The sequence below is a fragment of the Massilia sp. Masssp94 genome (genome assembly GCF_059491305.1).
Map to the genome: position 1 here is coordinate 1,395,260 of NZ_CP168501.1, position 26,362 is coordinate 1,421,621.

Genomic DNA, 26,362 nt, shown 5'->3' on the forward strand with positions numbered 1-26,362 from the left:
AGACTTTCGACTTCCGGAACCCACTAGTATAGCATGCTTACAGGCCTCTGCTGCGCCGCAACGGCCCGCATCGCCAGAATAACGCCGAAATATTGAATGACGATGACGTCAGGCGCGCAGTGCCCAGGCGCCGCTGAGCCACAGGATGAGTCCGGCACCGAGGAAACCCACCGGCGCCGCCGGGCCGCCGCTCGCCAGCCGCGGATACAGCGCGGCGAACGCGACCATGGCCACGCCCGTCACGTAGTGCGGCGGATTCCTGAACACATGGGCCAGCGGCAGGAAGTGCAGGCCGATGATGGCGATGGCCATCGGGATGATCCACGCGCCCTTGCCCAGGTTGACCAGCACCTGCGCGAGGACGAAGATGGCGGTCCATTGTGCCGCGTTCACGATGTTGAAGACACGCTTCATGCGGCGCCGCTCCGGCGTGTCCTGCGCGTGCGCCAGCGCGGGCGCGTAGCGGCGGTAACGGCGCCAGGCGACGGCCAGCAGGGCCAGGGCCACGAACGCGATGCCGGCACATGCCGGGGCGCCCTCGTGAGCCTGCGTCGCCCAGCCTTCCAGCCAGACGGCGCCGAACACGAAAAAGAACATGGCGCCGGTGGCCCGGCCGGCCAGTTGCGCTTCGGTGCGGAGGGAGTCGGTCGCTTGCATCTCTTGATTCTGGCGCAATGTTGACGCCAGAGCAAACGGTTAACCTTGCGGCCGGGCGATCAGCCGTTCCGGCGCCAGCACGCCATAGTCCTGCAGGATCGCCGTGCCCAGCAGCTTATCGCCGTGGTAGACACGCACCCTGCCCGGCGTCTCCGGCAGCGTCACCGGCTCGCGGTTCAGCGCGAGGCGCTGGCCGTTGAGGAAGCGCGCGGCCAGTTCGGGGGTGAGCTCGACGCGCGGGAAGCTCGACAGCAGCGCATCGACGGGTGCCAGCAGCGACAATGGATTGTCGTGCGCCTGCAACTGTTCCAGGGTGACCATGCCGTCGACCGTCAGCGCGCCGACCTGGATCCGGCGCAGCGCGTTCAGGTGCGCGCCGCAGCCGAGTTCGGCACCGATGTCCTCGCCCAGCACGCGCACGTACGTGCCCTTGCTGCACGTGACGCGGATCGTCAGCATCGGGGCGTCGTACGCCAGCATCTCGAGCTTGTGGATCGTGACGGGACGCGCTTCGCGTTCCAGCGTGATCCCTTCGCGCGCGTACTGGTACAACGCCTTGCCGTCGCGCTTCAGTGCCGAATACATCGGCGGGATCTGCAGGATGGGGCCGCGGAACTTCGCCAGCGCCGCTTCGATCTGCTCGACCGTGACGTTCACGGGACGCGTCTCGACGGCCTCGCCTTCGGTGTCGCCCGTGGTCGTCGTGATGCCGAGGTGGACGACGGCGTCATACGTCTTGTCCGCTTCCAGCAGGTCTTGCGAGAACTTGGTCGCCTCGCCGAAGCACAGCGGCAGCAGGCCGGTGGCGAACGGGTCCAGCGTGCCGGTGTGGCCGGCCTTCTTCGCGTTGACGACGCGCTTTGCCTTGATCAGCGCATCGTTGGACGACAGGCCGACCGGCTTGTCGATGAGGAGCACCCCGTCGACGAGGTCGCGGGGCTTTTTCGGGGGACGTGCGTTCACTCGGAATCCTCGGCAACGTCGTTGCCGGTAACCCCTCGATCAGTTTCGATGTGGCCGGTGTCGGCCACATCGTCTTTTGCTCTTGTCGCGTTCGCCTGGTCGATCAGCGCCGACAGCGCGAGGCCGCGGCTCGTCGACGTGTCGTGCACGAAGTGCAACTGCGGCAGCGTGTGGATGTGCAGGCGCTTGCCGAGCAGGTTGCGCAGGTAGCCCGACGCCTTGGTCAGGCCTTCCAGCGTCTGCTTGATCTCTTCCGGGCTGTCCTTGAGCAGCGTGAAATAGATCTTCGCGTGCGCGTAGTCCGGGGTCAGCTTGACCTCGCTGATGGTGACCATGCCGACGCGCGGGTCCTTCAGTTCGAAGGCGATCAGTTCCGACAGGTCCTTCTGGATCTGGTCGGCCACGCGCAAACCGCGCTGGGGAATGCTTTTGCTATGTTTTGCCATATTCGTTTACTGCCGTGTATTCTTGTTATCACCCGTCATTCCCGCGAAAGCGGGAACCCATACTGACGTTCAGAAATCGAAAAACAATCGACTTCGATCACTGTATCGATCGAGCCATCAGCGCAACCCGATATGCTCAGCATGGATTCCCGCGTGCGCGGGAACGACGAAAAATGATTTGGGGCCAGTCGCCCCGCGCCGCAAGGCGCGAGCTCCTGGCCCCAAATGGTACTCCGATCGGCAAAGGCCGTGATTACAGCGTACGCGCCACTTCCTGAACTTCGAAGACTTCCAGGGTATCGCCCACCTGGATATCGTTGTAGTTCTTCAGCGACAGACCGCACTCCAGACCGGCACGCACTTCCTTGACGTCGTCCTTGAAGCGCTTGAGCGAGTCGATCTCGCCCGTCCACACGACGATGTTGTTGCGCAGCAGGCGGACCGACGAGGTACGCTTGACGACGCCGTCCGTGACCAGGCAGCCCGCGATCGCGCCGACTTTCGACACGAGGATGACCTGGCGGATTTCCACCTGGCCGGTGACGTGCTCGCGCTTCTCCGGTGCCAGCATGCCCGACAGTGCCGTCTTGATCTCGTCGATCGCATCGTAAATGATGCTGTAGTAACGGATGTCGACGCCGTTCGTTTCCGCCAGCTTGCGCGCCTGGGCGTCGGCACGGGCGTTGAAGCCGATGATGACTGCCTTCGACGCGGTTGCCAGGTTGACGTCCGACTCGGTGATGCCGCCGACGGCCGCGTGCACGATCTGCACACGCACTTCCGACGTCGACAGCTTCTGCAGCGAGCCGACCAGCGCTTCCTGCGAACCCTGGACGTCGGTCTTGACGATGAGCGGCAGGTTCTTGACTTCGCCTTCGCCCATCTGGTCGAGAATGTTCTCCAGCTTCGCTGCCTGCTGCTTGGCCAGTTTCACGTCGCGGAATTTACCTTGACGGAACAGTGCGATTTCGCGCGCCTTGCGTTCATCGGCCATGACCATGACTTCCTCGCCCGCGCTCGGGACTTCGGTCAGGCCCTGGATCTCGACCGGGAAGGACGGACCGGCTTCGGCCACCGACTTGCCATTTTCGTCCAGCATCGCACGGACGCGGCCGAAGGACGATCCCGCCAGCACGACGTCGCCGCGCTTCAGCGTACCCGACTGCACCAGGATGGTGGCGACCGGGCCGCGGCCCTTGTCCAGGCGGGCTTCGACCACCAGGCCACGGGCCAGCGATTCCACCGGCGCCTTCAGTTCCAGCACTTCGGCCTGCAGCAGCACGTTTTCCAGCAGGTCGTCGATGCCCTGGCCGGTTTTCGCCGACACCTGGACGAACGGCGACTCGCCACCGTATTCTTCCGGCACGACGCCTTCAGCCACCAGCTCCTGGGTCACGCGGTCCGGATTCGCGCCCTGCTTGTCGATCTTGTTGATCGCCACGACCAGGGGAACGCCGGCCGCTTTCGCGTGAGCGATTGCTTCCTTGGTCTGCGGCATCACGCCGTCGTCGGCCGCCACCACGAGGATGACGATGTCGGTCGCCTTGGCACCACGGGCACGCATGGCGGTGAACGCCTCGTGGCCCGGGGTATCCAGGAAGGTGACCATGCCGCGCGGCGTGTCCACGTGGTAAGCACCGATGTGCTGGGTAATGCCGCCGGCTTCGCCCGCCGCCACCTTGGCGCGGCGGATGTAGTCCAGCAGCGAGGTCTTGCCGTGGTCGACGTGACCCATGACGGTCACGACCGGCGCACGCGGCTTCAACTCGAAATCGGCATGCTCGCCGTGGTCGGCCAGCAGCGCTTCCGGATCGTCCTCGGCGGCGGCGAAGGCCTTGTGGCCCATCTCTTCCACCACGATCATCGCGGTTTCCTGGTCCAGCACCTGGTTGATGGTGCACATCTGGCCCAGCTTCATCAGCTGCTTGATGACTTCCGATGCCTTGACGGCCATCTTGTGCGCCAGTTCGGCGACGGTGATGGTCTCCGGCACGTAGACATCCTTGACGATGGCTTCGGTCGGGGCCTGGAAGTTCGATTCGCGATCGTCGTGGCCGCCACGACGGCCGCCACGGCCGCCGCCTGCACGCCAGCCGTCACGGCCGGTCGGCGCCGCGTTGCCGCGACCCTTCGTACCGCCGCTCGGACCGCCGCGCTTCTTGTCGTCCGACCAGGTCGAGGCCACGTTGGCCGACTTGATCGATTTCTTGTCGCCCGGCTTGGCACGGCCGCCCGCACCGTCGGCCGGCTTGGCTTCGGCCGGTTTCGCAGCCGTCGCCGGCTTGTGCAGGGTGCTCGGTTCGGCCGCCTTCGGTTTCGCAGCCGGCACCACTTCCGGCGCCTTGATCACGCGGCGCGGCTGGGCCATCATCGCCTTGATCTGGGCAACTTCGTCGGCCACGGCCTTGCGTGCACGCTCGGTGGCGGCAGCGCGTTCGGCGGCTTCCTTCGCGGCCTCTTCGGCCTTGCGCTTGGCTTCCTCGGCAGCCGCTTTCTTGGCTTCCTCGGCGGCGGCGCGCTTCGCTTCCTCGGCGGCGTTGGCAGCACCTGCCGACGCCTGGGATGCTTTCTGCGCCTCGTTGGCACGGGCTGCCTCGGCTTCCGCGGCTTCGCGCTTGGCGCGCTCTTCCGCGTCGCGCTTGGCCTGCTCTTCGGCCGCCTTGGCCTGCTCGGCCTTTTCGGATTCGAGCTTGGCCAGGCGTTCCTGCTTCTCGCGCAGTTCCGCTTCCTGGCGCGCGATCAGCTCTGCCTGACGGCGCGCTTCTTCATCGCGACGCGCCTGCTCGGCGGCGTCGACGACCGGCGACTGCTGGGCAGCCGCTTTCGGCGTGACGAGATCGTCACGTTGCACGAAAGTGCGTTTCTTGCGCACTTCGACCTGGATCGTGCGCGACTTGCCACTGGCGTCAGCCTGCTTGATCTCGGAGGTTTCCTTGCGGGTCACCGTGATCTTCTTCTTTTCGCCGGATTCGGCGGCACCGTGGGTACGGCGCAGATGGTTCAGCAGCTTATCCTTATCATCCTTGGACAAGGGGTCTGACGTCGAACTTTTCTCGACGCCGGCAGAACGCAGCTGCGTCAGCAGCAAATCTGCAGGCATCTTCAGTTCGGTGGCAAATTGGGCTACGTTGTTACTCGCCATTCAGTCCTCTTTTCTATGTGTCGCGAGATGATAAAGAAATTTGCTAGCTTAATAAAGCGCGAAGACCGGAAAGCGATATGCTCCGGTCTGTCGCGTCTCATTTATGCCTTGGCCGTTTCGACCTGGCTCCAGGCTTTTGCCTGGAGGGCCTTGGCCCGGTCGTCGTACTTGGCGTCGACCAGTTTCATCTCATCGTCGGTCACATCATTAAATTCGTTCTTGATCAGTTCACGGGCACGATCGGTCGGGAGCGCCAGGATGGCGCTGAACTCGTCGTAGGCCAGACCCGCGAATTGCTCCAGGGTCTTGATACCGGCCAGGCCCAGCTTGCCGGCAGTGGCGCGGTCCATCCCTTCCAGGTTGGCCAGCGCCTCTTCCATACCCTCGAGACCTTCTTCCGAAGCAATCGCCTCGGTCACCAGCGCGTCGCGTGCACGGGTGCGCAGTTCATTGACGGTGTCCTCGTCGAACGATTCGATCTCCAGCATTTCGGAGATGGGCACGTATGCGACTTCTTCAAGGCTCGAGAAGCCTTCTTCGACCAGGATGTTCGCCACTTCCTCGTCCACGTCCAGCTTTTCCATGAACAGCGTGCGCACGGCAGCGGTTTCCTGGGCAGCCTTGTTGGCCGACTCTTCGGCGGTCATGATGTTGATCTTCCAGCCGGTCAGCTCGGACGCCAGGCGTACGTTCTGGCCCGAACGGCCGATCGCGATCGCGAGGTTTTCCTCGTCGACGACGACGTCCATCGCGTGCTTCTCTTCATCCACCATGATCGACGACACGTTGGCCGGAGCCAGCGCGCCGATCACGAACTGGGCCGGATCTTCCGACCACAGCACGATGTCCACGCGCTCACCGCCCAGCTCGCCGGTCACGGCCTGCACGCGCGAACCGCGCATGCCGACGCAGGTACCGATCGGGTCGATGCGCTTGTCCGCGGTAAAGACAGCGATCTTCGCACGGACGCCCGGGTCGCGGGCGGCCGACTTGATCTGCAGCAGACCCTGCTCGATCTCGGGAACTTCGAGTTCGAACAGTTTCATGATGAATTCCGGTGCCGTGCGCGACAGGATCACCTGCGGGCCGCGCATGTTGCGGTCCACGCGCAGGATGTAGGCACGCACGCGGTCGCCGATGCGCAGGTTTTCCTTCGGGATCATCTGGTCGCGCGGCAGGCGCGCCTCGATCTTGCCCGATTCGACGATCGCATCGCCGCGCTCCATGCGCTTGATGGTGCCGGTGACCAGCGCGTCGCCGCGCTCCAGGAAGTCCTGCAGGATCTGCTCGCGCTCGGCGTCGCGGACGCGCTGCAGCACGACCTGTTTCGTGTCCTGGGCGAAGCGGCGGCCGAACTCGACCGACTCGATCGGCTCTTCGATGTACTCGTCGACTTCGATGTCCGGAATCTGTTCCTTGGCTTCGAAGTGCAGGATTTCCTGGTCCGGCAGTTGCAGACCGGCCTCGTCCGGCACGACGTGCCAGCGGCGGAAGGTTTCGAATTCGCCCGTGTCGCGGTCGATGGACACGCGAATGTCGACCTCGCCTTCGTAGCGCTTTTTCGTAGCTTGCGCCAGGGCGAACTCAAGCGCCCCGAAGACCACTTCCTTATCGACGTTCTTTTCGCGCGCGAGCGCATCAACCAACAACAAAATTTCGCGACTCATGCTTTGCGACTCCTAAAATCCACCTTTGGCACCAGGCGTGCCTTGTCCAGTTCGGCCAGCGTAAATTCGAGCAACGCCGGACCATCCTTGCTTTCAAATTCCAACCCGATCTTGTCACCTTCCGGCGCATGCAGGATGCCCGTCCAGGTCTTGCGGTTCGCGGTGCCGGGCATCGCGACGTGCAGCTTGACGGTGCATTCGCTGCCGGCAAAGCGTTCGAAGTCGGCCAGGGTGCGCACCGGACGGTCCAGTCCGGGCGACGACACTTCCAGGCGCTCGTAGTCGACGTTTTCGACCATCAGCACGTGCGACAACTGGTGGCTCACCGTGGCGCAATCCTCGACCGAGATCGGTCCCTTTTCGTCCGCCACTGCCGCCGGGAAGTCGATAAACACGCGCAGGATGCCTCGCTCGGCCCGTTCGATATCGACGAGGTCGTAGCCCAGTCCGCTGACTGTCGTGGCAATCAAATCAAACAACTGCACAGGTTCTCCACGGTCCGGTGCCGGACCCTTAAAACGATTCAACAAAAAAAAAATGGGCAACTGCCCATCTTTTGTATTCCCAACTGGAGCTTGTTCGCCAAAACAATATTGGGAAGCACTCGGGTTAGACATGCATTATAACCCGATACAGGGTCGGCCGCAATCGCCGCACTGCAAAATGAACAGCTATGCAACAGTTTACACGTTTGAAGAACACGGCGCTGCAAGCGATTCATTTTCGCGCGGCATGACCCAGGTCATGCCGCGCGATTTGACGAATTAACCGCGGCGGCCGCGGCGCGGCATGCCGTGGTCGCTCACGCGCGGACCCTGGCTGCGGCGGTTCTGGCCGGCGCCGGCAAAACCGAACGTCGTCTGCAGCGGATCCGGCTGGCGCGGGCCTTTGCCACCACCACCGCCACCACCACCGCCACCGCCGCGCGGCTGGTTGCCGCCACGCGGCTGGTTGTTGCCACGCGGCTGGTTGCTACCGCGTGCCTGGTCACCGCCGAAGCCGCGTCCACCCTGGCCCTGAGCCTGCCCCTGGCCGCCGCGGCCACCCAGGATGCCGCCCTCTTCGCGGCCCGCGCCGACACGCACCACCGGCGGACCGAACGGATCCACGTTGCGGTTGGCGTCCGCACGGTCGATGCGGTTGCCGTTCGAGCGCTGATCGTCGTTGCCGCGGCCCTTGGGACCACCCTGCCCCTTGCCGCCGGCAGCACCCTTGTTGTTCTGGGCGCCGCCCTTCTTCTCGATGCCGAAGGCGTCGAGGAACTGACGCACGTCGTTTTCTTCCAGCTCTTCCCAGCGGCCGCGCTTGAGGCCCGACGGCAGGGTCATGGCGCCGTAGCGCGTACGGATCAGGCGCGAAACAGTGAGCCCCACCGCCTCGAACATGCGGCGCACCTCGCGGTTGCGGCCTTCGCCGATCACCACGCGGTACCAGCGGTTGACACCCTCGCCGCCGCCATCGGCAATCTTGGTGAACGAGGCCGTGCCGTCGTCGAGCTCGACGCCGGCCAGCAGCTTCTGGCGCATGCCCTCTTCCAGCTCGCCCAGCGTACGCACGGCGTATTCGCGGTCGATGTTGTAGCGCGGGTGCATCAAGCGGTTCGCCAGGTCACCGGAATTCGTGAACAGCAGCAGGCCCTCGGTGTTGAAGTCGAGGCGGCCCACGGCCAGCCATTTGCCGGTCTTCATGGTCGGCAGGCGGTCGAACACGGACGGACGGCCTTCCGGATCGTCCGCGCTGACGATTTCGCCGGCCGGCTTGTGGTACACCAGCACGCGCGGCGGTTTGTTGTTGTTCACGCGGCGCTGCAGCAGCTTGCCGTTGATGCGCACGGCGTCGGTCGGCAGGATGCGCTGGCCGATGTGAGCCGGCTCGCCGTTCACCGACACGCGGCCGGCGATGATCAGTTCTTCCATGTCGCGGCGCGAACCGAGGCCCGCTTCCGCCAACACCTTGTGCAGCTTCGGTGCGTCGTCCTCGGCCGTCAGGTCGCGGCGCGCCTTGGTCGGCTGCGACTGGCCGCGGCCGCCCTCGTAGGCGTCGAACGCGTCCGACGTGACGAACGAGAACACGGCGTCGGCATCGTTGCCCTTGCCGCCCTTGGCCGGCTTGTTGCCGGGCCTGGCGCTCTTGCCCTTGCCCTGCTGTTTCTGGTTCTGGCCCTGCGGTTGAGCGTTCTGGCCGCCCTGGGCGCCCTGAGCGTTCTGTGCCTGCTGGCCGCGCTGCTGGCCCGGCTGGCCTTTCTTCTTCTGCTGCTTGCCGCCGCGCTGGTCGCGGCGCTGCTCGTTGCGGCCGGCTTCGGCCGGTGCCGCCTCGGCGGCAACGGCCTCCACCGCGGGCGCTTCGGACTCGACGCGCGGTTGGCGCGGTTCGCGCTGCTGGCGCTGCTCACGCATCTGGCGCGGGCCGCGCGGCTTGCGCTGGACGACAGCGTCGTCCGCCGGAGCGACTGCGGCAGGCGCGGGCGCGGGCGCGGGTGCAGCGGCAACAGGCACCGACGCGGGCGCGGGTGCAGGGGCCGACTCGGCCGCGGCGGGCGCAGCCTCGGCCACGGCGGCCTTGCGGGTACGCGGCTTGCGCGGCGCCGGTTCGGCGGCCGGTGCCGCGGCGACGGCCGGGGCCGCGCCTTCGGCTGCCTCGGCCGCCTTCTGGGCCGCGGTCTTGCGCGTGCGTTTCGGTTTTTCCACGGCCTCCGGCTGCGCGCCTTCCGGTGCGGGCGCGGGTGCGGCCTCCGCCTTCGGCTTGGTGCGACGCTTCGGCTTGGCGGCCGTCTCCTGTCCTGCCTCGGCAGGGATCGTCTCGTTCATGTCAGTTGGATTCATCATTCATTTCTTGGTTTTGCTGACCTGGCGCGACGATCAGTCGTTGGACGCGAGCGCTTGGTCGTGTATCGGGACTTCAACGGGTGAAGTGTCGTCAAATTGTTGCAGGGCCGCTTCCAGTGCTTCCAGGCTGCGCCCGGCGCCGATGTCGGCCACCTGCTGCAGCGGCGGCAACTGGGACAGCGCGGCGAGCCCCAGGTCGTCGAGAAACTGCTTCGTCGTTCCCAGCAGCGCGGGGCGCCCGGGCACTTCGCGGTGGCCCACCACGTCGATCCAGCCGCGGTCTTCCAGCATCTTGATCGTCTGCGAATTCACCGCCACACCGCGGATTTCCTCGATGTCGCCACGCGTCACCGGCTGGCGGTAGGCGATGATCGCCAGGGTTTCCAGGGTCGCGCGCGAATATTTCGGCGGTTTTTCCGGCGCGATCCGGTCCAGGTAAGGCTTCATTTCCGGGCGGCTCTGGAAACGCCAGCCCGATGCCAGGCTGACGATCTCGATGCCGCGATCCTGCCAATCCTGGCGCAATTCTTCGAGCAGGATCTTGATCGTATCCGACCCGACGCCGGCGCCCAGCGGCTGGCCGTCCTTGTCCACGTCGACGAAGAGCTTCTTCATGGCGTGGATCGTCATCGGCTCGCGCGCGCACAGCAAGGCGGTCTCGAGGACCTTCTTGGCCTCATCAGTGTTCATAACGATGTCGTCAGCGGAGTGTGCAACTCTGGATGCTAAGAATCATCAAACATAACCCGCTCCATCAGCTGCGCGGCAGCCGCCAGACTGAGACTCATGCTTTGAAACGGGGTTCCATCGCCCGGATTGGCGTACCGGACGGGATACCGTGAGGGTTTGCGCCCTGGCACGGGGCGGCTCACCGGAAAGTGGACCGCAAACGGTTGATTTTCAAGAGAAACGGGGCTACCGGCACCATCGGGAGACTGGGCTCTGGAGGCGAGGCTCCTGGCGCCGGGCTAAGCGAACGACATCGTTTCTTCCAACTGACAGTCATTGTACCCGATAAAACCGGGAAAAGAACATTGCCATGCATCGGAAGCGACGCCGCGGACGCGGATCACACGCCCGGATGGTCCGCGAGGATTGCCGAAACGCCCACGAAAGCGGGGTAGTTGGCCGTGATCACATAGGTGGGCACCTGCGCCAGGTAGCCCGCGAAGCGGCCCTTCTGCTCGAAGCGGGCGCGGAAGCACGAGGCGGCGAAGCGCTCGCCCAGGCGCGGCACGATGCCGCCGCCGATGTAGACGCCGCCCTGGGCGCCCAGCGTGACGGCCAGGTTGCCGGCGATGGTGCCCAGCATGCCGCAGAAGACCTCGATGACCTCGTCGCACACGACGCAGGTGCCGGCCAGGCCGCGGCGCGTGATCTCGGGCGCATCCAGTGCCGCCACCGCGCCGCCGCGCAGGTTCGCCAGCGCGCGGTAGATCAGTTCCAGGCCGGAACCGGACAGGAAGCGCTCGGCCGACACGTGTTCGAATTCGCGCCAGGCGAATTGCAGGATGGCGACTTCGGTCTCGTTGGCCGGGGAAAACGTCACATGGCCGCCTTCGCTGCGCAGTGCCGTCCAGACCGGCTTGGCGCCAGCCGGCAGGTTTTCCGCAGGCACCAGGCCGGATACGCCCAGACCCGTCCCCGCTCCCAGCAGGCCGATCGAGCTGCCCGCGACGGGCGCGCCGCCGCCGACCTGGCGCTTCTCGCCGTCCGCCAGGTGCGGCAGCGCCATCGCCAGCGCGTAGAAATCGTTGACGACGGCCAGTGCGTCGAATCCGCACTCGCGGCGCAGCGCCTCGATCGAGAATTCCCAGTGATGATTGGTCATGCGCACGAAGTCGCCGACGATCGGATTCGCAATCGCGATCGCCCCATGGCGGACGGCGCCCACGGCGGCCACGTGCGGCAGCGCGAGGTAGGCCCGTAGCGCGTCGGCGAGGGTCGCGTACGCGGCGCACGGCAGGACTTCGATCAGCCCGACCGTGCCGGGTCCGGTTTCCAGCGCGAAGCGAGCATTGGTCCCGCCGATGTCGGCCAGCAGGCGCGGGCTCGCGTATCGGGCGCTGTCGAGGCGCGGTTCGGTGGACGGATCGACGATGGCAACGGGCGAAACGATCATGGCAGGCCGTAAGAAACAGATTCCTCGAAGCTTAAGGATTTCTTGGCTGCAGCGCAAGCTTTTATTGTAGTTTAGATACATCCGACCCAACACCCGGGCGAATTTGCGTAAAACCCCTGTGTAGCAACGAGTAGTCCAGCTACCAATGCGCGGGATTTATCGAACGCATGAGCGAGCGCCGGCGCGCCGGGCCGGTGCCGCGTGATCGGTCAATGGATGATTGCTCAGCCGTGCTTGGGCTTGAGCTCGGCGTCGGCCTGGGCGGCCGCGCAATGGTCGTTCCACGCATCCAGGCCGCCGTGCAGCGGACGGGCGCGATGAAAACCGTTCTTGACGAATTCCTTCGCCACCTGCGCCGCCGTGACGTCGTTCGGGCAGGAGCAATAGATGACGATGTGGCGGTCCTTGTCGAGCGTGGCCATCAGGCGCTCCGGCACGTTGTCGCCATAGACCAGTGCGCCGGGAATGCCTGCTTCCAGCTGGCGCGCGGTGGCGCCGCGGGCGTCGACGATCAGCGGATCGTGTCCCGCCTCGACCAGGTCCTTGAGCTCGTCCATCGTGATGCGCGGCAGGTTGGCCCCGCCGAGGTTGCGCTTGCGCTCGATGTACTTGAACGACACGAACAGCACGAGCAGGAAGCCGACGACCATCAACGCCGTGCTGCCCAGGGTCTCGAACCATGCGATGACGTCGTCCACGCTGTTGTGAAACCAGGCACCGAGGCCCATGCCCACGCCGCTCCACAGCAGGCCGCCGGCGACGGACAGCCAGACGAACTGCGGCGTCGTCGTGCCCATGGCGCCCGCGAGCGGCGGCGCGATCGTGTTGAAGCCGGGAATGAACTTGGCGACGACGAGGGATTTCGCGCCCCAGCGGCTGAAATTGTCCTCGGTCTGGCTGACGCAGGAATCGGGCGACAGCGAAATCTTGCACAGCAGGCGCAGGATGCGCTTGCCGTAGTAGCGGCCGGCGCGGAACCAGAAGTAATCGCTGATGAGGCAAGCCAGCACGGCCGCGGCCAGGTACAGCGGCCAGTTGGCCCCGCCGTCGACGGCCAGCGCACCGGCGATGATCAGCACCGGAAACGCGGGAATGGGCAGTCCGATCTGTTCGAGCAGGACGATGCCGAACACGATGAGGACGCCGTAGACGTGAATCAGGTGGGAGAGCTGGGCCATCCTGGTATGGTAGCGGAAAACCGGCACCGGCGTGGCGAAAGCGGCAACGCGCGCAGCCCGCGCGCAACACCTAAAATTCGGGGTCAGAAAATTCGGGGTCAGAGCCTGACCCCGAATTTTCAGGCGCCGCGCGGTATGGCGGCCAGCAATTGCTGCGTGTACGGATGCTGCGGATTGCGGTAGAGCTCGTCCGCATCGGCCATCTCGACGACGCTGCCGTGGTGCATCACCATCACGCGGTCCGAGATGTACTTCACCACGGACAGATCGTGCGAGATGAAGATGTAGCTCATCCCGTACTCGTCCTGCAGGTCCTGCAGCAGGTTCAGCACCTGCGCCTGCACCGACACGTCGAGCGCGGACACGGATTCGTCGCACACGAGGATCTCCGGCTTCATCGTCAGGCAGCGCGCGATGGCGATGCGTTGCCGCTGGCCGCCGGAGAATTCGTGCGGATAGCGGTCGAATGCCTGCGCCGGGAGGCCCACTCTCTGCAGTAGATGGCGCGCATGTTCCGTACGCTCCGCATCGTTCGCGCCGATGCGGTGGATGCGCATCGGCTCCAGCAGGATCTGGCCGACGGTGAAGCGCGGGTTCAGCGACGCGTACGGATTCTGGAACACGATCTGGATGCGCCGCTTGTACGCCTGGAACTCGGCATCGCTCATCGCGACGAGGTCGCGGCCGTCGAACAGCGCGCTGCCGCCGGTCGCGCGGTGCAGGCGCAGCAGCGTGAGGCCGACCGTCGTCTTGCCCGATCCCGATTCGCCCACGACGCCCAGCGTCTTGCCGCGCGGGAGCGTGAACGACACGTCCTTCACGGCCTGGAATGCGCGCTTGCCGAACAGGCCTTCGCGCAGATAAAAGGTCTTGGCGAGATTGTTTACGACGAGGATATTATCGTCGCCCGGCGCATAGCCGCGCGTGCGCTGGGGCAGCGTGTCGCCGGGCTGGGCGCGTCCGCTCAGGTAGTCGTCGATGACGGGCAGCCGCACGGGCCGCGCATCCAGCGGCGGGCGGCAGTGCAGCAGCGCGCGCGTGTACGCATCGCGCGGGTCGCCCAGCACCTGCGTGGCAAGCCCCTCTTCCCGCACCTCGCCGTGGCGCATGACGATCACGCGGTCCGCGATCTCGCCCACCAGGCCCAGGTCGTGCGTGATGAACAGCACGGCCATGCGGCGGCGTTGCTGCAGGGTCGCGATCAGTTCCATGATCTGCTTCTGGATCGTCACGTCCAGTGCCGTCGTCGGTTCGTCCGCGATCAGCAGCTTCGGTTCGCACGCGATGGCCATCGCGATCATCACGCGCTGCTGCTGGCCGCCCGACATCTGGCTCGGGTAGGCGTCGATCTTGTGTGCCGGATCGGGAATGCCCACTTCCTCCAACAGTTCGAGCGTGCGGGCGCGCGCCTGGCGCTTGTCCATGCCGAGGTGCAGGCGCAGCACTTCACCGATCTGGAAACCGACCGTGAACACGGGATTCAGCGACGACATCGGTTCCTGGAAGATCATCGCGATGTCCTTGCCGCACAGGCGCCGGCGTTCCGCGACCGGCAGGCCGAGCAGCTCGCGGCCCTCGAAGCGGATCGACGAGCCGGGGTGGATGATCGTCGTCTCCGGCGGCAGCAGCCCCATCACGGCGAGCGAGCTGACGGACTTGCCGCTGCCCGATTCGCCGACCAGCGCGACGGTCGCATCGAGCGGCAGGCTGAACGAGATGCCCTTCACGGCCTCGAACGTGTTCTTTTTATCGGTCCGGAAGGACACACGCAGATTGTGGACGTCGAGCAGGTTCATTTCAATTTCGGATCCAGCGCATCGCGCAGCGAATCGGCGAACAGCGAGAACGCCGTGACCAGGATGGCCATGGCGCTGGCGGCCGCCGTCAGTTGCCACCATTTGCCGAGGATGAGCTCATTCTGCGCCTCGTTCAGCATGCTGCCCCACGAGACGACGCCCACCGGCACGCCGAAGCCGAGGAACGACAGGATCACTTCGGCCTTGATGAAGCCGACGACGAGGATCGACATCTGCACGAGCGCCACGTGCGACACGTTCGGGAAGATGTGCACGAACATCTTGCGCCAGCCGGACGCGCCGATCGCGTCGGCCGCCATCACGTATTCCCGCGCCTTGTGCTTGATGTACTCGGCGCGGATCAGGCGGTACGGCCCCGTCCAGCCGGTGAGGCCGAGGATCAGCACGATCGTCAGCACGCCCTTCGTCTGCAGCACGGCGGCCACGGTGAGGATCATCAGGATCGAGGGGATCGCCGTGAACACGTTGTAGAACCAGTTGAACGAATCGTCGACGAGCCCGCCGTAGAAGCCGGACAGCGCGCCGAACAACGTGCCCAGCGCGACGGCGACGAACGCGGCGACGAGGCCCACGACGATCGACGTCTGCCCGCCCTTGATCGTCTTCCGGACGATGTCGTGGCCCCATTTGTCGGCGCCGAACGGCAGCGTGGTGCGTTTGGCCGCATGCGCGGCATGGCCCTGGCGTGCCAGTTGCGCCCGCAGCTCGGCGATGTCGCCCGCGAGCGGATCGAACGCATTCGGCGGCGCCGGCCGCGGCGGCTGCGCGAGCGCGGCGAGGGCCGGATCCGGGCCGACGAAGGACGGCGGCGCGTAATTGACGGCCACCTCGTCTTCCCAGTCGGCCGCGACGAGGCCCGTCGCCGCCAGCACGACGGACAACAGGAACAGGCCCACGACGGCCAGCGCGACCATCGCGACGCGGTCGGCGCGCAGGCGGCGCCAGGCCAGACCCCACAGGCCGACAGAAGTTGCGGGAAGATTAAGCTCTTGACCCGTCATTTGAGCTGCACGCGCGGGTCGACGGCCTGGTACATCAGGTCCGCCAGCAGGTTGAACACCATCGTGGCGGCGGCGACGTAGACCGTGATCGCCTTGATCACGGGGAAGTCGCTGCGCTCGACGGCGAGGATCACTTCGCGCCCGATGCCCGGGATGCCGAAGAAGCGCTCGAGCAGGAAGGCGCCGATCAAGAGCGCCGGCAGGTTGGCCATGACGTACGTGATGATGGGGATGGCGGCGTTACGCAGCACGTGCACCCAGACGATGCGCCGCTCCGGCAAGCCTTTCGCGCGCGCCGTGCGCACGTAGTCCTGCCCCACTTCATCCAGCACGAAGCTGCGGAACAGGCGCAATGTCGGCGCCAGCGACACGGTGAGGCCGATCAGGATCGGCAGGGTGGCGTAGCGCAGCAGGTTTTCCGTGAAATGCTCGCCCCAGCCCTGCACGGGGAACAGCCCGAGCTTATAGGCGAGACCGTACTGGAACACGATGATGTAGACGAGGATCGAGATCGACATGCCGACCGTGCACGCGACCATCACGACGCGGTCCGTCAGCGAGCCGCGCACGAAGGCGACGGCGAGCGCCAGCGCGATGCCGATCGTGGTCTCCAGCACCGTCAGCGGCACGAGCACCGTCAGCGACGGCCCCAGGCGGCTGGCGATGATGTGCGACACGGGCTCGCCCGTCGCCCAGGCGTTGCCGAAGTCGAACGTGACGATCTGCTTCACGAAGATGCCGAGCTGGACGTACCACGGCGCATCGAGTCCCAGCTGGGCGCGGATGTTGGCGATGGCGCGCGCGTCGGCCATCTTGCCCGCCAACAGGTACGAGGGGTCGCCGCCGACCCAGTTGAACAGCACGAACACCAGCACGACGACGCCGGCCATCGTCGGCAGCATCTGCCACAGGCGCCGCAGGATATAAGCAAACATCGGGATTCCCGGGTGAGTCATCGAACGCGTTCGGAACTATAGACCAGATTGCGCCGCCCCTGCCGGGAAAAGATGTCATGGGGCCATAACCAAATGAATGGGCTGTTGTGGTGTTTACTGTCCTGGGACCGCCAGGACCTGAACGTGACGGCGACTGCGAACTACCGCGCCGACATGCAAAACGTGTACTTCGGGGCGACAAGTGCGCCTCGCAGTACGCGAACGGCCCGCTGGATCCGCTGACCTACGGCGGCATGAGCTACAACCCGATGGACGCCAGCGGCGCCATCGGCCGCTTCTTCAAGGCCGGCGTGCGTTACCAGTTCTGATGACAGACAGCCGGTTCGCCGGCTGATCGACGGACGATGACGAGCGGGACAGTGAGCACTCACTGTCCCGCTAGTTTTTGGTGCATTGCCGCACCAATATGGGGCAGAACGTTGTAATTACGCATCAATGAAAATTCGAATAAAAAACTAAATACAACATGTAAAGCAAAATTTCTTTCGAGTATTTCTCATATCCGGAGAACAAAGTGTGATATTTACAGTGGTGATGCATATATGCATATTTACACGTTGACTTTGTTTATTAGCAATGATTTCATTGTCTTGCAGCAAATAAAAATTCCCTCCCAAAAGGATGGGGGTAGATCAATAACAAGATCTGCGAGCCGGCGCGTAGTCCGCACCGGCCCAGCTCAGAAGGGACTCAAGACAAATGATGTCGGAAAAAGTTTTATCTCGATCGGTACGTTTGATGTTTGCCGGCGGCATGGCGCTCGGCGCGTCCGTCGCTCACGCACAGGACACTGGCGCGGCACCCGCCGCGTCGATGCAGCGCGTGGAAGTGACGGGGTCGCGCATTCCGTCGCTGAATACGGAAGGCTCCAGCCCCATCACCACCCTCAGCGCCAAGGACATCAAGATCGATGGCGTACGCAATACCGAAGACCTGCTGAACAACCTGCCCCAGGTGTTCGCGTCGCAAGGTGCCGCGATCTCGAACGGCGCCAGCGGTACCGCCACCGTCGACCTGCGCGGCATGGGCTCGCAGCGTACCCTGGTGCTCGTCAACGGCAAGCGCCTGCCGTCCGGCAGCGTGCTCAGCGTCGCGGCCGACCTGAACCAGATCCCGAGTGAACTGATCCGCCGTGTCGACGTGCTGACCGGCGGCGCCGGCGCCGTGTACGGCTCGGGCGCCGTGTCGGGCGTCGTCAACTTCATCATGAAGGACAACTACGAAGGCGTGGAACTGGAAGCCAACATCTCCGGCGCCAACCACAAGCAGCACAACGACGAGATCCAGGGCGTCGTCAACCAGAAGGGGTTCCCGCTGCCGGGCAACCACACGTTCGACGCCAAGAAGTACGACTTCAGCATCCTGATGGGCTCGAACTTCGCCGACAACAAGGGTAACGCGACGTTCTTCGCCTCGCACCGCCACGCCGACGCCCTGCTGCAATCGCAGCGCGATTTCTCGGCCTGCTCGCTGGGCGCGTCCGATCCGGGCTTCGCCTGCTCCGGTTCCGGCACCTCGATCGCCCGCGTCGGCTCGTTCACCCCGGATGCGAACGGCAATCCGCGCAAGTACGTGTCGGCCACCGACGCCTACAACTTCGGCCCGCTGAACTTCTTCCAGCGCCCATCGGACGAGTACAACATCAACTCGATGGTGCACCTCGACATCAACGAGAACGCGCGCATCTACAGCGAATTCAGCTTCCACAACTACACGACCGACGCGCAGATCGCGCCAGGCGGCATCTTCTACGGCCAGCAGGCGACGATCGCCTACGAAAACCCGCTGCTGAACGATGCATGGCGCACCGCGCTGGGCCTCAAGAAGCCGGGCGACACCGCCACCGTCTCGGTCGGCAAGCGTAACGTCGAAGGCGGCCCGCGTTCCACCAGCATCACCGACTCCTCGTTCCGCGAAGTACTGGGCGTGAAGGGCATGGTCGGCGACTGGTCGTACGACGTGTTCGGCCAGTTCGCGCGCGTCAACCACAGCGACCGTGCGACCGGCTACTTCTCGAGCCGCCTGATCGCCAACGCGCTGGACGTCGTCGCCGATCCGACCACGGGCAAGGCCGTGTGCCGCTCCGTCGTCAACGGTTCCGACACCGCCTGCGTGCCGTACAACCTGTACAAGCAGGGCGGCGTCAACCAGGCCGCGCTGGACTACCTGAACGCCACCGGCTCGAACGGCGGCTTCACGCAGCAATCCGTGTTCGGCCTGAACATCGGCACCGACCTGACCCGCTTCGGCCTGAAGCTGCCGACCGCCGAAAGCGGCGCCGGCGTGTCGTTCGGCTACGAGCAGCGCGTCGAAAAACTGGCCTTCGAGCCCGACTACGAAAACCAGACCGGCGACCTGTCCGGTGCCGGCGGCGCCTCCCCGGCCGTCGCGGGTTCGTACAACGTGAAGGAAGCCTTCGGCGAATTCAAGCTGCCGCTGCTGGACAACATGGCCTTCTCGAAGCACATGGACCTGTCCGGTTCGTACCGCCGTTCGCAGTACAGCACGGATGCCAAGACCAACACGTTCGGCCTGGGCCTCGACTGGCAGCCGATCGACCAGGTGCGCGTCCGCGGTTCGGCCCAGCGTGCCGTCCGCGCACCGAACATCTATGAACTGTACACGCCGCAAGCCGTGGTGCTGGCCGGGCCGAACGACGACCCGTGCGGCGGCGAGACCCCGAAAGCCACGCAGGCGCAGTGCGCCAACACGGGCCTGCCGGCTTCGCTGTACGGCAAGGTGCCGGAAAACTCGACCAACCAGTACAACGGCCGTACCGGCGGCAACCCGGGCGTCAAGCCGGAAACCGCCAACACGTACACGGTCGGTATCGTGATCGACCCGATCAAGAACCTGACCATCACGCTGGACGCGTTCAAGCTGAAGATCAAGGACGCGATCCAGGCCGTCAACGCCCAGAGCGTATACACCCAGTGCCTCACGACCGGCAATCCGCTGTACTGCGGCCTGATCCACCGCGACCAGCTCGGTTCGCTGTGGCTGACCCCGAACGGCTACGTCGAAGCCGGCACCACGAACATCGGTTCGCAGGGCACGTCGGGCCTGGACGTGGGCGCCAGCTACCGCACCCGCCTGCCGCAGAGCTACGGCAACCTGGACTTCACGCTGAACGGCACCTACGTGCACAGCTACACCGTGGAGAACCTGCCGGGCAACGGCAGCTATGACTGCACGGGCCTGTACGGCGCGACCTGCGGCACCCCGACCCCGAAATGGCGCCACAAGCTGCGCACGACCTGGTCGAGCCCGTACAACCTGGATCTGTCGCTCACCTGGCGCTACATCGACCGCCTGAAGAACGACATGCTCGACGGGAACCCGCAGCTGGCTGGCGAACTGGACACGCAACGTGACGCGTACCTGGCTTCGCGCAGCTACTTCGACCTGAACGGCGTGTACCGCTTCAACCGCAAGCTGGCCGTGAGCTTCGGCGTCAACAACCTGCTGGACAAGGATCCGCCGATTGCATCGTCCAGCTCGGTGACGGGTACCTACGGCAACGGCAACACGTTCCCGCAGATCTACGATTCGTACGGCCGCTTCATCTACGCCAACGTGACCTACCGCTTCTGATCGCTTGAATCGGACGCCGTAAAAAAACCGCCGCCGGCTGCGAGGCCGGCGGCGGTTTTCTTTTTGAAGATTACAACCCGAAGCTGCCTTCGTCCGCCGAAAACGCGTTCATGCCGTCGCTCATCGCCGTCACGAGGGCACGTTCCGGCCCCGTCAGATGCGGATGCCAGATGTCGAACATCAGGATCGCGCGGGGAGCATCGCTGTCGTTCCACGCCTCGTGCTCGATCGTGTCGTCGAACACCCATGCCTTGCCCTCCTCCCACGCGCGCACGTCGTTGCCGACGCGGAAGCCGCAGCCCGGCGGCACGACGAGCGGCACGTGCGTGACGACGCGGACGTTGCTGACGCCGCAGTGCGGCGGGATGCGCGTCTTCGGCTTGAGCACGGAAAACATCGCGACGGGCGTGCGGCCCGGCTGGTCCGGCTGCGGCGCACCCGCCAGCAGCGCCATCGTGTGCGGGCAGCGCCGCGCATTCGCGTCGTTGACCTTGCCGGCTTCGACGAGGTGGAAGGCGCTCCAGCGCAGCGAGTTGTTCAGATCGGCCCACTGGCGCAGCGGCTGGTCGTCGCCATACTGCATGTAAGGCGTAAAACCTTCGGCGCCGGCCTGCGCGGCGAGGAATTCCGCGCGGATCGCGTCAAGTTCGCGCTCGAACGCGTCGAGCCACGGAAAGTCCGCGCGGTCGAAGAAAGTGACGGGCGCCAGGCCCTGGAAGTGGAACAGCGCGGGCTGGGGCTCGTAGCGGCGCTTGCGGCCCAGCATGATGTCGAGCGACTCCGTGAAGCGCTGCACGCGCTCCCCGCGCAGGTCGCGCAACAGGGGTGCCATGTGGTCGTCGAGGAAGCGGCCGAAATCGGTGTCGTACTGTTCGCGGTAGGCCATGGCGTCCTGCACGGCCGGGCGCAGTTCGGGCGGCAGTTGCTGCAGCGGCGGCGCCACCGCGGCGACGGCGCCATGCGCGCGCGCGGCCGCGTGGCGCTTGCCCTGGCGCGTGAGCAGGCCGGCACGCAGGATCAGCGCGACGAGGTCGGTCGGTTCCAGCACGAGCGCGCCGCGGATCGCCTCTTCCTCGCGCGCCTCGTCGCGCTGGGCCATGCAAACGACGGCGAGGTTGATCCACTGCTGCTTGTCGCGTCCGTCAGCGGCGACGAGGCGCTCGAGCAGCGCCCGCGCCTCCGGCAGCGCGCCGGACCGGTAATGCAGCTGCGCCATGCCGAGCAGTGCCGGACCGTGCGTCGGCACCTGCTCCAGGATGCGCTGCCACAGCTGCGCCGCGAGGCGCGGATTGGCGCCCTTCAGTGCCGCCTGGGCCGCGCGTTCCCAGGCGCCGATTTCACCTTCGTTGGAAGCCATGCCGCTCCTTCAAGTATGACCATGTACATACCGATTCTGGAGTGGCTGCTTCCCGTTGGCAAGACCTATTTGGCCGCCCTTCAGGCGTCGTCGCGCAACCGGCGTGCGCGCACGCTGGCGGCGAGGTTTTCCAGCACGGCGATGCTGGTCTCCCAGTCGATGCAGCCGTCGGTGACGGACTGGCCGTACGTCAGTTCCTTGCCCGGCACGAGGTCCTGGCGGCCGCCGACGAGGTGCGACTCGACCATCACACCGACGATGCGCGTATCGCCCGCCGCGATCTGGCTGCCGATGTCCGCGCACACGGGCACCTGGTTCTGCGGATTCTTGCTGCTGTTGGCGTGCGACGCGTCGATCATCAGGCGGCTCGCGAGGCCGTTGGCGGCGAGCTGCTTGCAGGCGTCCTCGACGCTGGCCGCGTCATAGTTCGGCGCCTTGCCGCCACGCAGGATGATGTGGCAGTCCTCGTTGCCCGCGGTCGACACGATCGCCGAGTGGCCACCCTTCGTCACGGACAGGAAGTGGTGCGGCTGCGACGCGGCCTTGATCGCATCGGCCGCGATCTTGATGTTGCCGTCGGTGCCATTCTTGAAGCCGACCGGGCACGACAGGCCGGACGCCAGCTCGCGGTGCACCTGCGATTCCGTCGTGCGCGCACCGATCGCGCCCCAGCTGATCAGGTCGGCGATGTACTGCGGGCTGATCACGTCGAGGAATTCGGTGCCGGCCGGCAGGCCCAGTTCATTGATGTCGCGCAGCAGTTCGCGCGCCATGCGCAGGCCGTCGTTGATGCGGAAGCTGTTGTCCATGTACGGGTCGTTGATCATGCCCTTCCAGCCGACCGTCGTGCGCGGCTTCTCGAAGTACACGCGCATGATCACTTCCAGCTCGCCGGCGAAGCGGTGACGCTGCTCGACGAGGCGGCGGGCATATTCCATCGCGGCGTTCGGATCGTGGATCGAGCACGGGCCGATCACGACCATCAGGCGGTCGTCCTGCCCATGCAGGATGCGATGCAGCGCCATGCGCGCCTGCGACGCGACCTGTTCCGCTTCCGGGGTCACCGGGAATTCGCGGATCAGGTGCGAGGGCGGCGTCAGTTCCTTCATTTCGCGGATGCGTAAGTCGTCGGTGCGAGGCATTGCAGTTCTCCGTTCTTGATCTGGTTAAATTCTGGGGCGTAAAAAAAAAGACCGCCAGCTCGGCGGTCTTTTGGATTCTTGTGTCGGACTCTGTTCTGTTGCTGCGTGAACCTGCCGCTACTCCACCGCCGTCGGGCTGGAATGGCTAAACCAAAAATAAAAGGTAAAGAAAACGGCGTGGCGCATGGAGAGATTCCGAAGTAGTCGATTGACTATAACAACATTGCTGCGACGTTGGCAAGACTTTATTTGGCCTGTGATCTGTCGGTTACGGTTGCCTATACAGGCGATCGGTTGCATCAACCCGACATCTTTTCCGCTGTGCCGGACACGCTTGAGAGATGTCAGTTGCCGCTTTATGCAAGATGCAAAAGTCGCAACGAGCCCCGGATTGATGCGCACCGGGTCGACCATCCCTCATCGCATTGGAGTCTGGACATGACTGAAACCCCGATATCCCGAACGATCCGACGCCTGTTCGCGGGCGGGGGCGCCATCGGCCTCACGATCCTCGCGCTGCCGGCGCCGGCCCAGGAAGTCGCACCGAAACCCGTCCCGCGCGTCGAGATCACCGGCTCGAACATCCGCCGCTCCGAGGCCGAAACGGCGTCCTCCGTGATCACCGTCAACCGCGCCGACATCGAGCGTTCCGGCAAGGCCACCGTGGCCGAGCTGCTGCAGACGCTGGCCGTCGACAACCAGGGTTCCGTGCCCACCACCTTCGGCAACGGCTTCGCCGCCGGCGCCTCGGGCATCTCGTTGCGCGGCCTGGGCGCGGCGTCCACGCTCGTGCTGCTGAACGGCCGCCGCATGGCCCCGTACGGCCTCGCCGACGATGGCCAGAAGCAGTTCACGGACCTGAACGTGATCCCGACGGATGCCGTCGAGCGCGTCGAGGTGCTGAAGGACGGCGCGTCCGCCATCTACGGTTCGGACGCCATCGCCGGCGTCGTCAACATCATCCTGCGCCGCGACTTCCAGGGCAACACGGTGCGCTTCTCGCGCGGCGCCACCAACGACTGGGACGGCAAGCGCACGAACGTCGCCTTCACCAAGGGCGTCGGCAGCCTCGACACCGACCGCTACAACGTCCTGTTCAGCATCGAGTACAAGAAGTTCGACGAGATCTGGTACCGCGACCGCGCGGACCGCGACTGGATCGGCCGCAACGACCTGCGCCGCTGGGGCTATTCGGCCGACCAGGCGCTCGGCGGTACCGGCGCCATCCTGCCCGGCACCGGCACGGCCGGCAACGCCATCAACGGCAACGTGCGCAATCCGGCCGACCCGACCAATTACTACAACCGCGGCAACCTGGCGGGCCCCGGCTTCACCCGCACCTTCCCCGGCGCGGCCTGTTCCAACTTCACGAGCCACCCGCAGGGCGATCCCGGCGGCGGCTGCCTGATCGACGCCTCGATGCAGTACAACCAGATCGAGCCGAAGCAGGAAAACCTGAGCTTCTTCCTGCGCGGCACGATGCAGCTGGACCCGTCGCTCCAGCTGTACAGCGAGTTCAACTGGTACACGAGCCAGACGGACACCGCCACGACGCCCTCCTCCGTCAGCGCCTCCGTGGGCTTCCCAGGCGGGCCCGTGAACAATGCCGTCGTCCAGCTCGGTGCGAACCATCCGGACAACCCGTATTTCGGCACGGCCGCGCGGATCCGCTACCTGGCTGCCGACGTCGGGCCGCGCAAGTCCAGCATCGATTCCAACTTCCTGCGCTGGCTCGGCGGCGCCAGGGGCACGCACTACGGCTGGGACTGGGACTCGTCCCTGCTGTTCTCGCACAACCACGTCAACAACAACCAGAACGGTTTCCTGCAGCGCGACGTCGCCTTCGCCCTGCTCGATCCCACGCCCGCCAACATCGCGGCGGCGGCGGCGAACAGCCCGGCTTATGCGGCGCTACCGCTGGGTACCGTCTGGCGCATCGCCGAGAACGCGGGCGTGAATTCGCCCGCCGTGTACGCCGCGCTGTCGCCCACCATCGGCAACAGGGCCAACACGAAGATCGGCCAGATCGACTTCAAGGCCACGCGCGAATACAGCGGCATCCCCTGGCTGGCCGGCAACCTGGGCCTGGCGCTGGGCACCGAGTTCCGCCACGAGATGACGGAACTGCTGCCCACCACCGGCACGGAACGGGGCAATGTCATCGGCCTGGGCTATTCCGCGTATTCCGGCGCCCGCAACGTGTTCGCGCTGTACGGCGAAGGCCTCGCGCCGCTGCCGTTCAACGTGGAAGCGTCGGCCGCGCTGCGCTACGACCACTTCACCGACGTCGGCAGTTCGTACACGCCGAAGTTCGGCCTGAAGTGGACGCCGGTGCGCGAATTTGCGCTGCGCGGCACGTTCGCGCGGGGCTTCCGCGCGCCGAGTCCGGCCGAGAACGGCGTCGGCGGCCTGGCCGCGTTCTCCACCGCGGCCGACCCCGTGCGCTGCGCACTGGGCGTGACGAACGCCTGCAACCCGGCATCGGTGGCGCTGATCACGTCGCCCAACCCGAACCTGTCGCCGGAACGGTCGAAGAGCTACACGCTGGGTGTCATCTGGGACCCGCTGCCGCGCACGAGCATCTCCGTGGACTACTGGAAGATCAAGCGCAAGAACGAGATCAACCAGGAACAGGTCGACGCCGCCATCGCTGCCGGCAGCGTGGCGCGCGACCCGGGCAGCGTGAGCGGCATCCCGGGCGACCCGGGCCAGATCACGGCCGTGCTGACCCGCTACGTCAACTCCGCCCAGAGCAAGGTGCGCGGCCTCGACGTGGACGCGCGCTACAACCACCGCCTGCCGGAGGCCTGGGGCAATGCCACGTTCGACGTGAAGTACACGCACATCTTCGAATGGCTGCGCACCGAACGGGACGGTACGTCGCGCGAATTCGCGGGCACGCACGGCAACTGCGACGTGACGAACTGCACGGGCACGCCGGCCGACCGTGTCAACATGCGCTTCGGCTGGGACCGCAACAACCTGCGCGTATCGGCCAACGTGAACTACCGCGGCGTGCTGGAAAACCGCTTCTTCCGGGGCGACCCGAGCGGTTGCGCCGTGACCTTCGCCAACGGCGCCGACGCCCCGAACGGTTGCGAACTGGCGTCGTTCACGACGGTCGACCTGGTGGTGCGCTGGAAGCCGCAGCAGCGCTGGGAAGTGTTCGGCTCGGTCCAGAACCTGTTCGACAAGATCGCGCCGCTCGACCCGCTTACCTACGGCGCGCAGGCGTACAACCCGCTCGACTACGAGGGTGCGCGCGGACGCTTTTATACGCTGGGGGCGCGCTACTCGTTCTAGTCCCCGGGCCCTTCGCCGGGCATCGTGTCGGCCATCAGCCGCAGCTCTTCCGGCGTCAGCTCTTCGGGCTTCTTGCCCTCGAGGCCGTCGAAGTCGGGGGGTTGCTGCGGTGCGGGCGCCGCCGCGTCGGGCTGCTGTGCGTTGGTCCGAGGCGGCTGTGCGCCTGGTTGCTGTGCTTGATCGTTGGCCATG

General features: G+C 65.5%; 18 protein-coding genes and 1 pseudogene. 3 read left to right on the top strand and 16 right to left on the bottom strand.

Annotated elements, in window-relative coordinates; all coding sequences use genetic code 11:
• Positions 1-108: 108 nt before the first annotated feature.
• The 13 genes and pseudogenes from ACEN9G_RS06040 to ACEN9G_RS06100 all read right to left on the bottom strand — a co-directional run bounded on the left by ACEN9G_RS06040 (position 109) and on the right by ACEN9G_RS06100 (position 16,753).
• A complete protein-coding gene (locus ACEN9G_RS06040) occupies positions 109-657 on the bottom strand; it encodes a hypothetical protein (protein ID WP_413340097.1) in 549 nt (182 codons plus the stop codon).
• Positions 658-696: 39 nt separating this feature from the next.
• On the bottom strand, positions 697-1,620 hold the full coding sequence (gene truB / locus ACEN9G_RS06045) for a tRNA pseudouridine(55) synthase TruB (protein ID WP_413340095.1): 924 nt from the start codon (positions 1,618-1,620) through the stop codon (positions 697-699).
• Complete coding sequence (gene rbfA, locus ACEN9G_RS06050) at positions 1,617-2,066, bottom strand: 30S ribosome-binding factor RbfA (RefSeq protein ID WP_259448932.1); 450 nt, start codon at positions 2,064-2,066, stop codon at positions 1,617-1,619. Before rbfA ends, truB begins: the two co-directional genes overlap by 4 nt.
• A gap of 253 nt (positions 2,067-2,319) precedes the next feature.
• Complete coding sequence (gene infB / locus ACEN9G_RS06055; RefSeq protein WP_413340093.1) at positions 2,320-5,208, bottom strand: translation initiation factor IF-2; 2,889 nt, start codon at positions 5,206-5,208, stop codon at positions 2,320-2,322.
• A gap of 101 nt (positions 5,209-5,309) precedes the next feature.
• The gene (gene nusA / locus ACEN9G_RS06060; RefSeq protein ID WP_413340091.1) at positions 5,310-6,875 is read right to left on the bottom strand and encodes a transcription termination factor NusA; all 1,566 of its coding nucleotides are present in this window, start codon (positions 6,873-6,875) and stop codon (positions 5,310-5,312) included.
• Positions 6,872-7,360, bottom strand: a complete 489-nt coding sequence (gene rimP, locus ACEN9G_RS06065; RefSeq protein ID WP_483126494.1) for a ribosome maturation factor RimP — start codon at positions 7,358-7,360, stop codon at positions 6,872-6,874. The genes nusA and rimP overlap by 4 nt, the downstream gene beginning before the upstream one ends.
• Before the next feature lie 279 nt (positions 7,361-7,639).
• Positions 7,640-9,697 carry a 23S rRNA pseudouridine(2605) synthase RluB gene (gene rluB / locus ACEN9G_RS06070; protein WP_483127729.1) on the bottom strand — a complete coding sequence of 686 codons (2,058 nt, stop codon included), beginning with the start codon at positions 9,695-9,697 and terminating at the stop codon, positions 7,640-7,642.
• A 99-nt stretch (positions 9,698-9,796) separates the two neighbouring features.
• Positions 9,797-10,390, bottom strand: a pseudogene (gene scpB, locus ACEN9G_RS06075) (SMC-Scp complex subunit ScpB); the annotation flags it as partial.
• A gap of 379 nt (positions 10,391-10,769) precedes the next feature.
• Positions 10,770-11,822 (bottom strand): glucokinase, encoded by a 1,053-nt coding sequence (locus ACEN9G_RS06080; protein WP_413343132.1) that lies wholly within the window; start codon positions 11,820-11,822, stop codon positions 10,770-10,772.
• A 224-nt stretch (positions 11,823-12,046) separates the two neighbouring features.
• Positions 12,047-13,000 carry a DedA family protein/thiosulfate sulfurtransferase GlpE gene (locus tag ACEN9G_RS06085; RefSeq protein WP_413343133.1) on the bottom strand — a complete coding sequence of 318 codons (954 nt, stop codon included), beginning with the start codon at positions 12,998-13,000 and terminating at the stop codon, positions 12,047-12,049.
• 119 nt (positions 13,001-13,119) lie between these two features.
• Positions 13,120-14,796 (bottom strand): ABC transporter ATP-binding protein, encoded by a 1,677-nt coding sequence (locus ACEN9G_RS06090; RefSeq protein WP_413343135.1) that lies wholly within the window; start codon positions 14,794-14,796, stop codon positions 13,120-13,122.
• Positions 14,793-15,818, bottom strand: coding sequence for an ABC transporter permease (locus ACEN9G_RS06095; protein WP_483126495.1), 1,026 nt, complete (start codon positions 15,816-15,818; stop codon positions 14,793-14,795). The genes ACEN9G_RS06090 and ACEN9G_RS06095 overlap by 4 nt, the downstream gene beginning before the upstream one ends.
• Positions 15,815-16,753 carry an ABC transporter permease gene (locus tag ACEN9G_RS06100; protein WP_036235137.1) on the bottom strand — a complete coding sequence of 313 codons (939 nt, stop codon included), beginning with the start codon at positions 16,751-16,753 and terminating at the stop codon, positions 15,815-15,817. Before ACEN9G_RS06100 ends, ACEN9G_RS06095 begins: the two co-directional genes overlap by 4 nt.
• Before the next feature lie 110 nt (positions 16,754-16,863).
• On the opposite strand from ACEN9G_RS06100, the gene ACEN9G_RS06105 reads away from it, so the two are divergent.
• Positions 16,864-17,082, top strand: coding sequence for a hypothetical protein (locus tag ACEN9G_RS06105; protein WP_413343958.1), 219 nt, complete (start codon positions 16,864-16,866; stop codon positions 17,080-17,082).
• A gap of 430 nt (positions 17,083-17,512) precedes the next feature.
• Positions 17,513-20,368, top strand: a complete 2,856-nt coding sequence (locus ACEN9G_RS06110; protein WP_413343957.1) for a TonB-dependent receptor domain-containing protein — start codon at positions 17,513-17,515, stop codon at positions 20,366-20,368.
• Positions 20,369-20,438: 70 nt separating this feature from the next.
• On the opposite strand, the gene ACEN9G_RS06115 is transcribed toward ACEN9G_RS06110, so the two are convergent.
• Together ACEN9G_RS06115 and aroG are read right to left on the bottom strand one after the other, a co-directional pair.
• Positions 20,439-21,725: an aspartyl/asparaginyl beta-hydroxylase domain-containing protein gene (locus tag ACEN9G_RS06115; protein ID WP_483126496.1), complete on the bottom strand. Its 1,287-nt coding sequence runs from the start codon at positions 21,723-21,725 to the stop codon at positions 20,439-20,441.
• An 80-nt stretch (positions 21,726-21,805) separates the two neighbouring features.
• On the bottom strand, positions 21,806-22,867 hold the full coding sequence (gene aroG / locus ACEN9G_RS06120) for a 3-deoxy-7-phosphoheptulonate synthase AroG (protein ID WP_056123286.1): 1,062 nt from the start codon (positions 22,865-22,867) through the stop codon (positions 21,806-21,808).
• A gap of 438 nt (positions 22,868-23,305) precedes the next feature.
• On the opposite strand from aroG, the gene ACEN9G_RS06125 reads away from it, so the two are divergent.
• Positions 23,306-26,170 carry a TonB-dependent receptor gene (locus ACEN9G_RS06125; protein WP_413340475.1) on the top strand — a complete coding sequence of 955 codons (2,865 nt, stop codon included), beginning with the start codon at positions 23,306-23,308 and terminating at the stop codon, positions 26,168-26,170.
• Here the strand turns inward: ACEN9G_RS06125 and ACEN9G_RS06130 are convergent.
• A complete protein-coding gene (locus ACEN9G_RS06130) occupies positions 26,167-26,361 on the bottom strand; it encodes a hypothetical protein (RefSeq protein ID WP_413340473.1) in 195 nt (64 codons plus the stop codon). The two genes, ACEN9G_RS06125 and ACEN9G_RS06130, sit on opposite strands and share 4 nt — an antisense overlap.
• Between the last annotated feature and the right edge of the window lies 1 nt (position 26,362).

Bases quoted from the DNA above. Each gene is read 5' to 3' on its own strand.
- ACEN9G_RS06040 (WP_413340097.1), bottom strand. From the start codon at position 657: ATGCAAGCGACCGACTCCCTCCGCACCGAAGCGCAACTGGCCGGCCGG.
- rbfA (WP_259448932.1), bottom strand. From the start codon at position 2,066: ATGGCAAAACATAGCAAAAGCATTCCCCAGCGCGGTTTGCGCGTGGCC.
- infB (WP_413340093.1), bottom strand. From the start codon at position 5,208: ATGGCGAGTAACAACGTAGCCCAATTTGCCACCGAACTGAAGATGCCT.
- nusA (WP_413340091.1), bottom strand. From the start codon at position 6,875: ATGAGTCGCGAAATTTTGTTGTTGGTTGATGCGCTCGCGCGCGAAAAG.
- rluB (WP_483127729.1), bottom strand. From the start codon at position 9,697: ATGAATCCAACTGACATGAACGAGACGATCCCTGCCGAGGCAGGACAG.
- ACEN9G_RS06080 (WP_413343132.1), bottom strand. From the start codon at position 11,822: ATGATCGTTTCGCCCGTTGCCATCGTCGATCCGTCCACCGAACCGCGC.
- ACEN9G_RS06085 (WP_413343133.1), bottom strand. From the start codon at position 13,000: ATGGCCCAGCTCTCCCACCTGATTCACGTCTACGGCGTCCTCATCGTG.
- ACEN9G_RS06090 (WP_413343135.1), bottom strand. From the start codon at position 14,796: ATGAACCTGCTCGACGTCCACAATCTGCGTGTGTCCTTCCGGACCGAT.
- ACEN9G_RS06095 (WP_483126495.1), bottom strand. From the start codon at position 15,818: ATGACGGGTCAAGAGCTTAATCTTCCCGCAACTTCTGTCGGCCTGTGG.
- ACEN9G_RS06100 (WP_036235137.1), bottom strand. From the start codon at position 16,753: ATGTTTGCTTATATCCTGCGGCGCCTGTGGCAGATGCTGCCGACGATG.
- ACEN9G_RS06110 (WP_413343957.1), top strand. From the start codon at position 17,513: ATGTTTGCCGGCGGCATGGCGCTCGGCGCGTCCGTCGCTCACGCACAG.
- ACEN9G_RS06115 (WP_483126496.1), bottom strand. From the start codon at position 21,725: ATGGCTTCCAACGAAGGTGAAATCGGCGCCTGGGAACGCGCGGCCCAG.
- aroG (WP_056123286.1), bottom strand. From the start codon at position 22,867: ATGCCTCGCACCGACGACTTACGCATCCGCGAAATGAAGGAACTGACG.
- ACEN9G_RS06125 (WP_413340475.1), top strand. From the start codon at position 23,306: ATGACTGAAACCCCGATATCCCGAACGATCCGACGCCTGTTCGCGGGC.
- ACEN9G_RS06130 (WP_413340473.1), bottom strand. From the start codon at position 26,361: ATGGCCAACGATCAAGCACAGCAACCAGGCGCACAGCCGCCTCGGACC.